Genomic DNA, 14,670 nt, shown 5'->3' with positions numbered 1-14,670 from the left:
CTGTAGGAGCGGGCTTGACCCGCGATTGGCCGGCACGGTCACAGCGTGATCGGCTTGCGCCCCGCGAACGAATGCGCCAGCGTTCCGCCATCTACCAGTTCCAGCTCCCCGCCCAGCGGCACACCATGGGCGATGCGTGAAGCCACCAGCCCCTTGTCCGCCAGCAGCTGCGCGATGTAATGCGCCGTGGCCTCCCCTTCCACCGTGGGGTTGGTGGCCAGGATCACCTCGGTGAAGCTGCCCTGCTCCGCAATACGCGCCAGCAACTGCGGAATCCCGATGGCCTCCGGCCCCAGGCCGTCCAGTGGCGACAGATGCCCCTTGAGCACGAAGTAGCGGCCGCGATAACCGGTCTGCTCCACCGCGTACACGTCCATCGGCCCCTCCACCACGCACAGCAGGGTGTCGTCACGCCGTGGGTCGGCGCACTGCGGGCACAGCTCCTGCTCGGTCAGGGTGCGGCACTGACGGCAATGCCCCACCCCCTCCATGGCCTGGCTCAACGCCTGGGCCAGGCGCACGCCGCCGCTGCGGTCACGCTCCAGCAGTTGCAGGGCCATGCGCTGGGCGGTTTTCTGACCCACACCCGGCAGCGTGCGCAAGGCGTCGATCAGTTGGCGAATCAAGGGGCTGAAGCTCATGGTAAAAGGCCTGGCAGATCATCGGTTGAACGGAAAAACGACGATGGGAGCGACAACCGACTGGCTGTGCTCCCACCGAGGGTCACGCAGGCAATGCCTCAGAACGGCATCTTGAAGCCCGGCGGCAGTTGCATGCCGGCGGTCATGCCGCCCATCTTTTCCTGGCTGTTGGCCTCGACCTTGCGCACCGCATCGTTCACGGCCGCAGCGATCAGGTCTTCCAGCACTTCCTTGTCTTCCTGCATCAGGCTGTCGTCCAGGCTGATGCGCTTGACGTCATGGCGACCGGTCATCACCACGCTGACCAGGCCGGCGCCCGATTGGCCGGTCACTTCGGCGTTGGCCAGCTCTTCCTGCATCTTGGCCATTTTTTCCTGCATCTGCTGTGCCTGCTTCATCAGGCCGGCCATGCCACCTTTCATCATGGGAATCACCTCGGTATCAAGTTACTTGGCACACCGCGGCAGACCGCGGTGCTGGGGTAAACGGGTTATTCGCCCTGGGCCACCAGGGCGTCGACAGGTTCAATAGTATCGTGACGCACGGTGGCGCCGAACTGCTGGATCATCTGCTGGATGAACGGATCGTTCTCGATCGACGCCTCGGCCTCGCGCTGACGGTCGGCACGCTTGCGCGACGCGGCCTGGGCCGGGGTTTCCTGCTCGGGGCGGATCAGCTCGATGCTCAGGTTAAGGGTACGCCCAAGGTGCTGGTTGAGCGCATCGTTCAGGCGCCGCTGCTGGGTGGCGTTGAACAGGGCGCTGTGCGCCGGGTCCAGGTGCAGCAGCCAGTTGTCGCCGTCCATCGCGATCAGCGTGCAGTTGGCGGCGATGCTGGCGGTCATGCCCGAAATCGGCAGCAGCGGGAACATCTCCAGCCATTGCAACGCCAGGCCGGTGGCCGGTTGCGCGGCAGGCTCTGGCTCGGGCTCCGGTGCAGGCTCCGGCGCGGTCTCGCTGGCCAGCTCGTCCAGGTAGCTATAGCCCACCGGGTCGATTTCGGCGTCGTAGTAATCTTCGTCCAGCGGTGGCTCGTCGTCGCGCTCCATGCCCGCCGGGCTATAGCTGGCGTGGTCGGCGATCGGTGGCTCATCGTGATGCGCGATGGCCGGCGCGGGCGCGGCTGGCACGGGCGCAGCAATCGCCTCGGGTTCAGGTTCGGGCTGCGGCTCGGGTTCCGGCTCGGGTTCAGGCGCCGCAGCGAGCTCGGGCGCAGGCGCGGCCGGCTCGTTCCAGGGCAGGTCGACCTCGGGCGCTGGCGGCTCGGCAACCTGCGCTTGCAGCACTGGCGCAGCCTGCACCGGCGGCTCGGGTTCGGGCTGCGGGCGGGCAACAGGTTCGGCAACTGGCGTGGGCACGACCGGTGCAGCCACCACCGGCGCGGCGACCGCTGCCACCGCGGGTGGGGAGTCAGCTGTGGCCTGGCTGATCCCCGTCGACTTTAGCGTCGGTGTCGGCGCATCGACGGTGTCGGCCGGGCGGAACGCCAACATGCGCAACAGCACCATCTCGAAGCCGCCACGCGGGTCGGGGGCCAGCGGCAGATCGCGCCGGCCGATCAGGCCCATCTGGTAATAGAACTGCACATCTTCGGCCGGCAGAGCGCCGGCCAGCGCCAGCACGCGGTCACGATCACCCTGGCCGTTGTCCACCGCCTCGGGCAGCGCCTGGGCCACCGCCACGCGGTGCAGCACATTGAGCATTTCAGACAGCACACCGTTCCAGTCCGGCCCCTGCTCGGCCAGGTGCCGCACGGCTTCGAGCAGGGCTCGTGCGTCCCCTTCGAGCAGGGCCTGGAGCACGCCATAGACCTGGCCGTGATCGAGGGTGCCGAGCATGGCGCGCACATCCGCCGCCAGCACCTTGCCTTCGCCAAAGGCGATGGCCTGGTCGGTGAGGCTCATGGCATCGCGCATCGAACCGTCGGCGGCGCGGCCCAGCAACCACAGGGCGTCGTCTTCGAACGGCACGTTCTCGACCCCGAGCACATGGCTCAGGTGCTCGACCACCCGCTCGGGGGTCATGTTCTTGAGCGAGAACTGCAGGCAGCGCGACAGGATGGTGGCGGGCAGCTTCTGCGGGTCGGTGGTGGCAAGAATGAACTTGACGTAGGGCGGCGGCTCTTCAAGCGTCTTGAGCAAGGCGTTGAACGAGTGGCTGGAGAGCATGTGCACTTCGTCGATCAGGTAGACCTTGAAGCGCCCGCGGCTTGGCGCGTACTGCACGTTGTCGAGCAGCTCGCGGGTATCCTCGACCTTGGTGCGGCTGGCGGCGTCGATCTCGATCAGGTCGACGAAGCGCCCCTCGTCGATCTCGCGGCACACCGAACAGGTGCCGCACGGTGTCGAGGTAATGCCGGTTTCACAGTTGACGCATTTGGCGATGATGCGCGCGATGGTGGTCTTGCCCACCCCGCGGGTACCGGTGAACAGGTAGGCGTGGTGCAGCCGCTGGTTGTCCAGCGCATTGATCAGGGCCTTGAGCACATGGGTCTGGCCGACCATTTCGCGGAACGAGCGCGGACGCCATTTACGTGCAAGAACCTGATAACTCATCGAAAACCGTCGGATAGATAGACCAAAGACCGCTAATCCTAGCGGAGCAGGGGCAAAAATGCATCCGCCGTGCATGGGCATGCCGGCCAGTCACCGTTGATCGGACAACGGCCCGGGCTGGCCGGTTGCCTGTCCTCTGACTGAACACGCGCCAGGCAAAGCTTGGTAACCTATGTGCCAATCGTGAAACAAACTGATATATGTCAGCACGACTTATCAGTCATTTCCTACAAGCTAAGCTAAGCTTTATGCCGTTCGTGCCGACCTTGTTCAAGAACGGCATCCATCGTGCAGATGCGCTGCACAGGCAGCGACAAAACAGTCAAACTTATGGCGGTATTTTTTTAACTCGGCGAAAATGCGAAAAACCAGCCCAGAAATAAACAAAATATTGACACTATCAGTTTGATATCACACATTAGCATCCTAGCAGTGTGACAGACCTTATCTGCCCCAGCAGTTGATCAGATAGCCGTAGGCCGGGATTACACATATGAGTCATGCAGACGACATTGGAAATCTGTTCACCAGGTTTGGGGCAAGTGCGGACAGCTATAAAGAAATCGACACCGAGTTCGAATACCTCGAACCCGCGCTGACGGTGGCTGAACCGATCACACCTGCTGCCGCGCCCGAGCCGGTTGCCCCGGTGGCCGCGACCCTGGCGGCCCTGAAGCTGCCGCCGACCCTGGCATCGGTACCTGCGCCGGTACAGGCACCTGCTCCTGCGCCGGTAGTCGTTGCAGTGCCCCCGCCCGTGAAGCGTATACCGCCCGCCCCCGAACCGGCTGCACAGCCCGCCGGCGCCCCCCTGTCGCTGCGTGAACAACTCGAAGCGGCGGCTCGCCTGCGCCATGCCACGGCCCAGGGGCTGAATCAGGGTGCACTGGAGCATGCCATGCACAAACCGGCACCGACACGCCCCCAGGCCAGCATCATCGCTGTGGTTTCGGCCAAGGGTGGTGTGGGCAAGACCACCTTTGCCGCCGCGCTGGCCAAGCTGCTGGAGCGCCCGCACGGTCGCGTGGTGGCACTGGACCTGGACCCGCAGAACAGCCTCGCCAGCCAACTGATGCTGCCGCGTACCGCCCCCGGTCTGAGCCAGGCCACCGACAGCGACGAACCCTGGAGCATCCACTGCCACCCAGTGCCCGACTCGACCGCCGAATGCCTGCCATTCGGGCACGCCGACGCCACCCAGTTGCGCAGCCTGGAGCAGCGCCTGGCCAACCAGCCTGGCTGGCTGCTGCAGCAATTGGCAACGCTGGCACTGACACCCGCTGACGTACTGATCATCGACCTGCCCACCGGCGCCACCCCATGGCTTGCGCCAGTGCTGGAGATGGCCGACCAGGTGGTGGCCCTGACCCTGCCGACTCCCTCCGCCTACCGCGTACTGGATGAACTGCAGGCCTGGCTTGCGCCCCTGCACCAGCGCAGCCCCGCGCCGCGCTGCGGCTACCTGATCAACAAGGTCGACCCCACCCGCGCGCTGGACCTGGACATGTGCCAGGTACTGCGCCAGCGCATCGGTCGCGAGCTGCTGGGCATGGTCCGTCTCGACCACAGCCTGGACGAAGCCCAGGCCTTCGAATTCGATCCGTTCGTCAAGGTGCCCGACAGCCCTGCCTGCCAGGACCTGCGCGACGTGGCGCATGCCCTTGGCGCCCACCTCGCCCATCACCACCAACAGTCCGGTACCCCATGACCGCCCCCTTAGACCAGGCGTCTGCAGTGCAGGCGCCCAACACGGTTGCGCGCTTGAATGTCTGGCTCGAACGCTTCGGGCAATGGCCCGCCCCGGTGCTGCGCGCGCTGAAGATCGGTGCCGGCCTGATCGGCGCCCTGCTGCTGGTGGCCGTGGTCACCGCCCCCCTGGAGCTGGAGCGCCAGTTCGCCTTCGCCGCCCTGTGCTTCGCCGGCCTGCTGATACTGCGCAAGCTGCCCGGGCGCCTGCCAGTGCTGGCCATGGTGGTGTTGTCGCTGGTGGCCACCCTGCGTTATGTGTACTGGCGCGTCACCGACACGCTGGGCTTCGACAGCTGGCTGGACATCGTGTTCGGCTACGGCCTGGTGGCAGCAGAGTTCTATGCCCTGGTGGTGCTGGCGTTCGGCTACATGCAGACCGCCTGGCCCTTGCAGCGCAAGCCCAAGATTCTTACCCAGGACCCCAAGGACTGGCCCACGGTGGATGTGTTCATCCCCACCTACAACGAAGCGCTGAGCATCGTGAAGCTGACGATCTTCGCCGCCCAGGCCATCGACTGGCCGCGCGACAAGCTGCGCGTGCACGTGCTGGATGATGGCCGCCGCGACGATTTTCGCGAGTTCTGCCGGCAGATCGGGGTCAACTACATCGTGCGCGCCGACAACGTCCACGCCAAGGCCGGCAACCTCAACGAGGCCCTGAAGGTCACCGACGGCGAGTACATCGCCATTTTCGACGCCGACCACGTGCCCACGCGCTCCTTCCTGCAGGTGGCGATGGGCTGGTTCCTCAAGGACCCGAAACTGGCCCTGCTGCAGACCCCGCACTTCTTCTTTTCGCCCGACCCGTTCGAGAAGAACCTCGACACGTTCCGCTCGGTGCCCAACGAGGGCGAGCTGTTCTACGGCCTGGTGCAGGACGGCAACGACCTGTGGAACGCCACCTTTTTCTGCGGCTCGTGTGCAGTGATCCGCCGCAGCCACCTGCTGGAAGTGGGCGGCGTGGCCATCGAGACGGTGACCGAAGATGCGCACACCGCGCTCAAGCTCAACCGCAAGGGCTACAACACCGCGTACCTGGCGATCCCCCAGGCTGCGGGCCTGGCCACCGAGAGCCTGTCGCGGCACATCAGCCAGCGCATCCGCTGGGCACGCGGCATGGCGCAGATCTTCCGTACCGACAACCCGTTCATCGGCAAGGGCCTGAGCTTCGGCCAACGCGTGTGCTACGTGAACGCCATGCTGCACTTCTTCTACGGCCTGCCGCGCCTGGTCTTCCTGACCGCGCCGCTGGCGTACCTGATCTTCGGCGCGCAGATCTTCCACGCCTCGGCGCTGATGATCACCGCCTACGTGCTGCCGCACATCTTCCACGCCAGCCTGACCAACTCGCGTATCCAGGGGCGCTTTCGCCATTCGTTCTGGAACGAGGTCTACGAGTCGGTGCTGGCCTGGTACATCATGCGCCCGGTACTGGTGGCGCTGATCAACCCCAAGCTCGGCGGCTTCAACGTGACCGACAAGGGCGGCATCATCGACAAGGAATACTTCGACTGGGAGCTGGCGCGCCCCTACATCATCCTGCTGACCCTGAACCTGATCGGCATGGTGTTCGGTGTGGTGCAACTGATCTGGGGCGACCCGGCCGCAGCCATCACCATCATCATCAACCTGGCCTGGACGATCTACAACGTGATCATCACCAGCGCTGCCGTTGCGGTTGCCAGTGAAACCCGCCAGGTGCGTTCCGAGCCGCGCGTGCGCGCCGAGCTGCCGATTCAGGTGCAGACCGCCGACGGCACCACCATCGACTGCACCACCGTGGACTTCTCGCAAAAGGGCGTGGGCTTCAAGCTTCCCGAGGGCCAGAGCCTGCACAAGGGCCAGGACATCCAGGTGATCCTGATGCGCAAGCAGCAGGCCTGCGTACTGCCGGCCACCGTGGTGTTCAGCCGTGGCGCCATGGTCGGGGTGCAGTTCAAGCCGCTGACCTTGCGCCAGCAGAGCGACTTCGTGCGCCTGACCTTCTCGCGGGCCGACACCTGGGCCGCAACCTGGGGTGGCAGCAAGCCCGACACCCCGTTGAGCGCCCTGCACGATGTGAGCCGCATCGGCGTGCGCGGCATCATGGACCTGGCCCAGGCGACCCTCAGCGCCTTGCGCCATCGTCGCTACAAGCGCAAGCAAGCCCCCACCCACCTCGAACCTTCGTTGGACTCGCAATGACCGTCATGCTTCATACCGACCAACAAGTGAACCTGTCGCGCCGTTCTCGCCGTCTGCTCGCCGGCTCGCTGCTGTGCCTGGGCAGCCTGCTGCAACCTGCCCAGGCCGATGAGGTCGCGGCCAGCGCAGCGGCGCCCGCCACGGAGCCCGCCGCCAGCGAAACGGCGCCGGCGGCACCGGATGCGGCCGGCGAAAAGTACCAGCTCAGCCTCAAGCAGCTGGGCAAGAACTACACCATGAGCCTGCGTGGCGTGGAGTCGACCGACACGGTCAACTTCGACGTGCGGGCCGACGAGGTGGTGACCGGCGCGCAACTGACCCTGCAATACACCTATTCGCCAGCGCTGCTCAGCGACCTCTCGCAGATCAACATCATGGTCAACGACGAAGTGGCCGCCAGCCTGCCGTTGCCCAAGGAAAACGCCGGCGTCCTGCAAAAGCAGGTGATCGACATTCCGCCGTACCTGATCACCGAGTTCAACCGGCTCGGCGTGCAGTTGATCGGCCACTACACCATGCAGTGCGAAGACCCGCTGCATTCGAGCCTGTGGGCCAAGATCAGCAACGAAAGCCAGTTGAGCCTGCAGGTCAAGCCGGTGGTGCTGCCCAACGACCTGGCCCTGCTGCCGCTGCCGCTGTTCGATCGTCGCGACCCACGCGCCCTGAGCCTGCCGTTCGTGTTTGCCGTGGCCCCCGACAACACCACCCTCGAAGCGGCGGGCGCGGTGTCGTCGTGGATCGGTGCACTGGCCAGCTACCGTGGCGCAAACTTCCCTACCAACCTGCACAGCCTGCCCGCCAGCGGCAACGCGGTGGTGCTGGTCAACACCGCCGAGGCCAACCAGGTCGAGGGCCTGACGCTGCCCGACCTCAAGGGCCCGACCCTGTCGCTGGTGAGCAACCCCAACGACCCGCACGGCAAGCTGCTGGTCATCGCCGGACGCGACAGCGCCGAACTCAAGCGCGCCGCCACCGCCCTGGTGATCGGCTACCGCAGTTTCTCCGGCCCCAGCGTGCAGATCGACACCGTCAATGCGCTGCAGCCACGCCAGCCGTATGACGCGCCCAACTGGCTGCCGACCGATCGCCCGGTGCGCCTTGGCGAGCTGATCGACCCGCGCCAGCTCAATGTGTCGGGCTACAACCCCGGCATGATCACCGTGCCGGTGCGCCTGCCACCCGACCTGTTCAACTGGCGCGAACAGGGCGCCCGGCTGGACCTCAAGTACCGCTACACCCCACAGCAGACCTCGTCCAACTCTTCGCTGCTGGTGAGCTTCAACGACACTTTCATCAAGTCGATGAACCTGCCCTCGATCGAGCGCCTGGGCGGCGGCGACAGCCTGCTGGCAGCCCTGAAGAAAGACGACAGCATCGCCCGCGAGGCGAGCATGCTGCTGCCGCTGGACTCGGTCGCCCTGCAGTCGCGCCTGCAGTTCCGCTTCATGTACGACTACATCAAGCAGGGTGAATGCCGCGACATCATCATCGACAACATGCGCGGCGCCATCGACCCGGACTCCACCCTGGACCTGAGCGGCTACGACCACTTCATCGCCATGCCCAACCTGGGCGTGTTCAAGGACAGCGGCTTCCCGTTCACGCGCCTGGCCGACCTGTCCGACTCGGCGGTGATCCTGCCGGACAACGCCGGCAGCGCCGACTGGAGCGCCTACCTCACCGTGCTCGGACGCTTTGGCGACTCCACCGGCTACCCGGCCACCGCCGTCACCGTGGCCCAGGCCGGCCAGGTCGATGCCCTGGCCGACAAGGACCTGCTGGTGCTGGCTTCCGGCGACAACCAGCCACTGCTCAAGACCTGGGCCGACTACCTGCCCAGCAGGACCCAGGACGCCAGGCATTACGTGGAGTTCTCCGACCTGCCGATGCGCCTGCGCGAATGGATCAGCCCCGATCCCAAGGCCAACCTGCGCGCCGCGCGCGGTGCGCTCACCTTCACCGGCGAGAACCGCAGCTCGTACGTCACCGGGTTCGAGTCGCCGCTCAAGAGCGGGCGCAGCGTGGTGGTGCTGTCCAGCCCGCAGCCGCAGAACCTGGTGGAGGTCACCGACGCCCTGATCGGCGGCGAACAGTACACCCAGGCACTGCAAGGCAGCCTTGTGGTGATCAACGGCAGGAATGTCGAATCGCTGGTGGCCGAGCAGGCCTACTACGTGGGGCACCTGGGGCCGTTCCGTTACATCCAGTGGCTGCTGTCCCAGCATGTACCGGCGCTGCTGCTGTTGACCCTGCTGGGGGTTGCCCTGGTCAGCCTGGTGGCGTTCTTCTCGCTGCGCGCCCAGGCCAAACGTCGCCTCAACATCGAGTAATCGCATGCCTCTGCCAACCGGACACACCGCACCGTTGCCCGCCAGGCGTTCGCGCTCGCTGCTGCGCCGCCTGCTGGGCGCCAGCGCCCTTACCCTGCTGCTGCCCGGCGTGAGCCAGGCCAACAGCTGCCAGGCCGACCCCTGGCCGTTGTGGCAGGTGTTTCGCCAGCACTTCGTGCAGCCCGACGGGCGCGTGCTCGATGCCAGCACGCCGCAGCAGCACAGCTCGTCCGAAGGCCAGTCCTACGCGATGTTCTTTGCCCTGGTGGCCAACGACCAGGCCAGCTTCGACAAGCTCTGGCTGTGGGCCAGCAACAACCTTGCCGGTGGCGACATCAAGCAGAACCTGCCGGGGTGGATCTGGGGCCTGGACGACAAGGGCCAGTGGCGCCTGCTGGACCACAACTCGGCCTCGGACGCCGACCTGTGGTTCGCCTACGCGCTGAGCGAGGCCGCGCGGCTGTGGAACACCCCGGCCTACAACGCCCAGGCTGCCCAGCTGCTGGCCAATATCAAGGCCCGCGAAGTGGCCGAGCTACCGGGCCTGGGCATGATGCTGCTGCCCGGCGTGGAGGGCTTTGCCAAGCCCGATCACTTCTGGCAGCTCAACCCCAGCTACCTGCCGGTGCCGGTGCTGCGACGCCTGGCGGTGGTCGACCCCAAGGGGCCGTGGAGCCAGATCGCCCGCAGCACCGCCAGCCTGATCAAGGGCGTGAGCCACAACGGCTATGTGGCCGACTGGGTGGGCTACCGTGGCACCGGCCCGGACAAGGGCCTGTTCGTGATCGACCCGGTCAAGGGCGAAACCGGCAGCTACGACGCCATCCGCACCTACCTGTGGGCCGGCATGACCCCGGCCAAGGACCCACTGGCCAAGCCGATCCTCGACAGCCTCGACGGCATGGCGCGCAGTGTCGCGACCCACGGCGTACCGCCAGAGAAAGTGCAGGTGCAGGCCAACACCAGCAGCGGCGATGGCCCGTTCGGCTTTTCTGCCGCCCTGCTGCCGTATTTCAAGGCGCGCCAGCAGCCCTGGCTGCAGGAACAGCAGCGTGCCCGTGTCGACCAGCTGATGAGCAAAAGCCTGAGCCCCGAAGCGCTGCAGGCCAGACAACCCCCTTACTACGACTTCGTGCTGAGCCTGTTCGCCCTCGGCTTCATGGATGATCGTTACCACTTCCTCGACGACGGGAAGCTGCAACCACTCTGGGAGACTTCATGCCCTCGCGCCGCCAAACCCTAGCCATTGGGGTGCTTGCCGCCCTGATCCACAACAGCAGCTTTGCCGAGCTCAGCGAGAACGGCAAGGTCCTGCTGGAACAGGGTCAATACTGGCAGGCCCGCAAAGACATCACCCGCGCCACCGAGGCATGGCGCAAGCTGCTGCTGATCGATCCGCAGCAGGCCGACGCGTTGTACGGCCTTGGCCTGCTGGAGCTTGATGGCAATCGCCCGCAGGGCGCCAAGCGCTACCTCGACCAGCTCAGGCAGGCGCACCCCGGCGAGCGTCAGACCCTGTTGCTGCAACAGGAGATCGCCCTGCACAGCGCCGATAACACCGCGCAACTGGAGCAGGCCCGCCAACTCGCCGAATCGGGCGAGCTGGATCAGGCTGTGGCGGCATACCGCACGCTGTTCAGTGGCAGTGCACCCCAGGGCGAACTGGGCCTGGAGTTCTACAGCTACCTGGGCTACACCGCCACCGGCTGGCAGGAAGCGCGCCAGGGCCTGGAGCGCCTGCAGGGCCAGTCGCCGGACAACCCCAAGATCAAGCTCAACCTGGCCAAGCTGCTGCTGCGCAACGAAAGCACGCGGGTGGAGGGCATTCGCCGGCTGGCGTCCTATGCCAACGACCCGGTGATCGGCAGTGAATCGATCGAGGGCTGGCGCCAGGGCCTGTCCTGGCTGGGTGCGCCGCGCCCCGCCGAGGTGCCGTTGTTCGATGCCTACCTCAAGGCCTACCCGGACGACGAAGAGATCCGCAACCAGCTCAAGAGCGGTGCCCGTGCCAGCCAGGCCAGCGCCGTCCAACGCCAGAACAGCCACCTGGTGCGCGGCTTCAAGGCGCTGGACGCCAACGACCTGCCCCAGGCCGAGCAGTCGTTCCAGGCCCGTTTGCGCGAGCAGGCGCAGGATGCCGACGCCCTCGGCGGGCTGGGCATCGTGCGCCAGCGCCAGGGCCGCCTGGGCGACGCCGATGCACTGTTCAAGCAGGCCATCAGCCGTGGCAACAGCAGCCGCTGGCAAAGCGCCCTGCAAGGCAACCGCTACTGGGTGCTGCTGGACCAGGCCAATGCCGCCCGCGACGCCGGCAATCCGCAAGACGCCCGCGAGCTGCTGCAACGCGCCATCGCGATGAACCCGCGCCAGGTGCAGGGGCCTATCAGCCTGGCCGACCTGCAGGCCGCCCAGGGTCAGTTCGACAGCGCCGAAACCACCTATCGCCAGGCCCTGAGCCTGGATGCCGGCAACCCCGATGCGCTGCGCGGGCTGGTCAGCGTGCTGGCGCAGAACGGCAAGCTGGGCGAAAGCCAGCGCCTGATCGACGGGCTCAGCGATGCCCAGCGCGAACGCCTGGGCGACCTGCGCGTGCTGCGCGCGGCCATCGCCGTAGGCCAGGCCCGCGACGCCGAGCGCAGTGGCGACCTGGCCGGCGCTCGCAAGGCGCTGGAAGAGGCCGTGCGCAACGACCCGCAGAACGTGTGGGCGCGTTACGACCTGGCGCAGGTCTACCTCAAGAGCGATGCCTCCGGCAAGGCGCGCCAGACCATCGACGAGATGCTCAAGGCCAACCCGCAGCGGGCCGAGGCGCTGTATGCCAGCGCGCTGTTCTCCAGCCGCCTGGGCGAGTGGCAGTCGGCCCAGCGCACCCTGGCGCAGGTGCCCGCGGCCCAGCGCAGCGCCGCCATGCACACCCTGGCCGAAGAGATCGAACTGCACCTGCTGACCCGCCAGGCGGCAGACCTGGCCAAACAGGGCCAGCGCCAACAGGCCATGAAGCTGCTGCAACGCGCCGAACCGGCAGCGGCCAACAACCCCGGCATGCTCTCGGCGCTGGCCGCGACCTATATCGATATCGGCCAGACCGAACATGCGCTGGGCATGCTGCGCACCGCCATTGCCCAGAGCAGCACGCCCTCCCCGTCCCTGCGCCTGGCCTATGCCGGCGCACTGCTCAAGGCCGGCGACGACGTGCAGGTGAACCAGATTCTGCGCGAGCTGCGCAGCCAGCCACTGCAGGCCGGCGACCAGCGCAGCTACGACGACCTGGTGTTCCAGTACACCGTGCGCCAGGCCGACCTGCTGCGTGAAAAGGGCGACCTGGTGGCCGCCTACGACACCCTCGCCCCGGCCCTGGCGCAACGCCCGCAAGACCCGCAGGCAGTGTCGTCGCTGGCGCGCATGTACCTGGACAACCGCAACCCGGCCAAGGCGGTGGAGCTGTTCACCCCGCTGCTGCGCCAGTACCCGGACAATGCCGACGTGCAGATGGGCGCCGCCCAGGCCTTCGTACAGGCCGGCGATGCCGACAAGGCCGAGCGCGCCGTTGAAAAGGCCCTGCAACTGGCCCCGCAGAACCCGCAGATTCTCACCAGTGCTGCCGGCTATTACCGTGGCCGCGGCAAGCTGGCCAAGGCCGAGCAGCTGTATGCCCAGGCCCTGGCCTTGCAGGCGCCGCCGGAGCAGAACGTGCTCAACCCCTTCGGCCAGGCGATTGCCGTCAACCCCTTCGTCGGCCAGCCGGGCCAGCGCAAGCAGTCGCGCCTGAGCGAAACGGTGCTGGCCGAGATTCCCGAGCCGGCACAGACCCAGGTCAGCAGCCGCGCCAACGAGGCGTTCGACGCACCGGTGCTGCTGGCCAGTCGCGACAGCGAACCTGGCCTGCGCACGGCCAGCCAGGCCACGCCGCAGCTCGCCACGCCGGCACCGGTCGACCCGCGCGCCGCGCTGCAGACCGAGCTGGATACGATTCGCGAGGCGCGCAGCCCGCAAATCAAGCAGGGCGTCACTTTCCGCGGTAACGACAGCGAATCGGGGCTGGGCAAGATCACCGATGTGGAGGCGCCGCTGGAGATCAGTTTCCCCGTCGGCGACGATCGCATGGCCTTGCGCGTTACCCCGGTATCGCTCAACGCCGGAGGCGTGAGCAGCGACCCGGCGAATCGCTTCCGCTTTGGCGGCTTTACCGCCGAGCAAATCGCCAACCTGGCCAATGCTGGCACCGAAGCACAGATCGAGCAGGCAGCCTCCGACCTGTTCTTCGGCAGCACCGGCAAACAGAAGGATTCGGGCGTCGGCTTCGCGGTAGCCTATGAGAACCCGTCGCTAGGGCTCAAGAGCGACCTTGGCGTAAGCCCGGTCGGGTTCCTCTACAACACCGTTGTCGGCGGCATCAGTCTGGATCGCCCGTTCAGCGAAGGCAGTAACTGGCGTTACGGGCTCAACCTGTCAAGGCGTTCCGTGACCGACAGCCTGACATCCTTTGCCGGTGCCCGCGACGCGCGCAGTGGTCTGGAATGGGGTGGTGTGACTGCCAACGGGGGTCGCCTGCAAGTGGGCTACGACAATCAGCGCTACGGCGTCTACGGCTACGGATCCTGGCACAAGCTGATTGGTCATAACGTCGACGACAATACCCGCACCGAACTGGGCAGCGGTATCTACTGGTACCTGCTGAACAACCAGGACCAGCGCCTGACTGCGGGCTTGAGCGTTTCGGGTACCCACTACGCCGAGAACCAGAGCTTCTTCACCTATGGTCACGGCGGCTACTTCAGCCCACAGAACTTCTTCTCCATCGCCATTCCGGTGAACTGGGCCCATCGCGGGCCGGACTGGAGCTACCAGGTCAACGGCTCAGTCGGCATGCAACATATCGAGCAGGACGGCGCACCTTACTTCCCGCGAGACCCGCGTCTGCAATCGGCGTTCGATCAGGCGTCGCAGCTTCTGGCTGAAAACGACGTCGACTTTCGCACCCGTTACTCATCTCAAAGCAAGACCGGCATCGGCTACTCGCTGGGCGCCAGTGGCGAATACCGGCTGGGCGATGGGTTCTTCTTCGGCGGCACCCTGGGTGTGGACAACGCCCGCGACTACCAGCAATGGACCGGTGGCCTGTACCTGCGCTACCTGTTCGACGACGGCCGCGGCGCCATGCCGTTGCCCGTCAACCCGTACCGTTCCCCTTATTCGAATTGATTTGCAGGAG

General features: G+C 66.2%; 8 protein-coding genes. 5 read left to right on the top strand and 3 right to left on the bottom strand.

Annotated features, from left to right (window positions below; all coding sequences use genetic code 11):
• Positions 1–38: 38 nt before the first annotated feature.
• The 3 genes from recR to dnaX all read right to left on the bottom strand — a co-directional run bounded on the left by recR (position 39) and on the right by dnaX (position 3,195).
• Complete coding sequence (gene recR, locus FW760_RS19255) at positions 39–641, bottom strand: recombination mediator RecR (protein WP_043862374.1); 603 nt, start codon at positions 639–641, stop codon at positions 39–41.
• Positions 642–739: 98 nt separating this feature from the next.
• Complete coding sequence (locus tag FW760_RS19250; RefSeq protein WP_010226011.1) at positions 740–1,066, bottom strand: YbaB/EbfC family nucleoid-associated protein; 327 nt, start codon at positions 1,064–1,066, stop codon at positions 740–742.
• A gap of 65 nt (positions 1,067–1,131) precedes the next feature.
• On the bottom strand, positions 1,132–3,195 hold the full coding sequence (gene dnaX / locus FW760_RS19245) for a DNA polymerase III subunit gamma/tau (protein WP_116053291.1): 2,064 nt from the start codon (positions 3,193–3,195) through the stop codon (positions 1,132–1,134).
• Between the two features lie 493 nt (positions 3,196–3,688).
• On the opposite strand from dnaX, the gene bcsQ reads away from it, so the two are divergent.
• From bcsQ to FW760_RS19220, 5 genes are read left to right on the top strand one after another with little or no spacing between them, the layout of a single operon-like run.
• Complete coding sequence (gene bcsQ / locus FW760_RS19240; protein ID WP_116053289.1) at positions 3,689–4,903, top strand: cellulose biosynthesis protein BcsQ; 1,215 nt, start codon at positions 3,689–3,691, stop codon at positions 4,901–4,903.
• Positions 4,900–7,128, top strand: a complete 2,229-nt coding sequence (bcsA, locus tag FW760_RS19235) for a UDP-forming cellulose synthase catalytic subunit (RefSeq protein WP_043862371.1) — start codon at positions 4,900–4,902, stop codon at positions 7,126–7,128. Before bcsQ ends, bcsA begins: the two co-directional genes overlap by 4 nt.
• Entirely contained in the window at positions 7,125–9,458 is a 2,334-nt protein-coding gene (gene bcsB, locus FW760_RS19230; RefSeq protein WP_043862370.1) for a cellulose biosynthesis cyclic di-GMP-binding regulatory protein BcsB, read from the top strand. Before bcsA ends, bcsB begins: the two co-directional genes overlap by 4 nt.
• Before the next feature lie 4 nt (positions 9,459–9,462).
• Complete coding sequence (gene bcsZ / locus FW760_RS19225; protein WP_078480243.1) at positions 9,463–10,701, top strand: cellulose synthase complex periplasmic endoglucanase BcsZ; 1,239 nt, start codon at positions 9,463–9,465, stop codon at positions 10,699–10,701.
• Positions 10,677–14,660: a cellulose biosynthesis protein BcsC gene (locus tag FW760_RS19220; RefSeq protein ID WP_116053286.1), complete on the top strand. Its 3,984-nt coding sequence runs from the start codon at positions 10,677–10,679 to the stop codon at positions 14,658–14,660. Before bcsZ ends, FW760_RS19220 begins: the two co-directional genes overlap by 25 nt.
• The last annotated feature ends 10 nt before the right edge of the window (positions 14,661–14,670 follow it).

The sequence above is a fragment of the Pseudomonas sp. 1176_21 genome, assembly GCF_052850635.1.
This window is presented reverse-complemented; position numbering and strand designations above follow the sequence as displayed.

Bases quoted from the DNA above. Each gene is read 5' to 3' on its own strand.
- recR (WP_043862374.1), bottom strand. From the start codon at position 641: ATGAGCTTCAGCCCCTTGATTCGCCAACTGATCGACGCCTTGCGCACG.
- FW760_RS19250 (WP_010226011.1), bottom strand. From the start codon at position 1,066: ATGATGAAAGGTGGCATGGCCGGCCTGATGAAGCAGGCACAGCAGATG.
- dnaX (WP_116053291.1), bottom strand. From the start codon at position 3,195: ATGAGTTATCAGGTTCTTGCACGTAAATGGCGTCCGCGCTCGTTCCGC.
- bcsQ (WP_116053289.1), top strand. From the start codon at position 3,689: ATGAGTCATGCAGACGACATTGGAAATCTGTTCACCAGGTTTGGGGCA.
- bcsA (WP_043862371.1), top strand. From the start codon at position 4,900: ATGACCGCCCCCTTAGACCAGGCGTCTGCAGTGCAGGCGCCCAACACG.
- bcsB (WP_043862370.1), top strand. From the start codon at position 7,125: ATGACCGTCATGCTTCATACCGACCAACAAGTGAACCTGTCGCGCCGT.
- bcsZ (WP_078480243.1), top strand. From the start codon at position 9,463: ATGCCTCTGCCAACCGGACACACCGCACCGTTGCCCGCCAGGCGTTCG.
- FW760_RS19220 (WP_116053286.1), top strand. From the start codon at position 10,677: ATGCCCTCGCGCCGCCAAACCCTAGCCATTGGGGTGCTTGCCGCCCTG.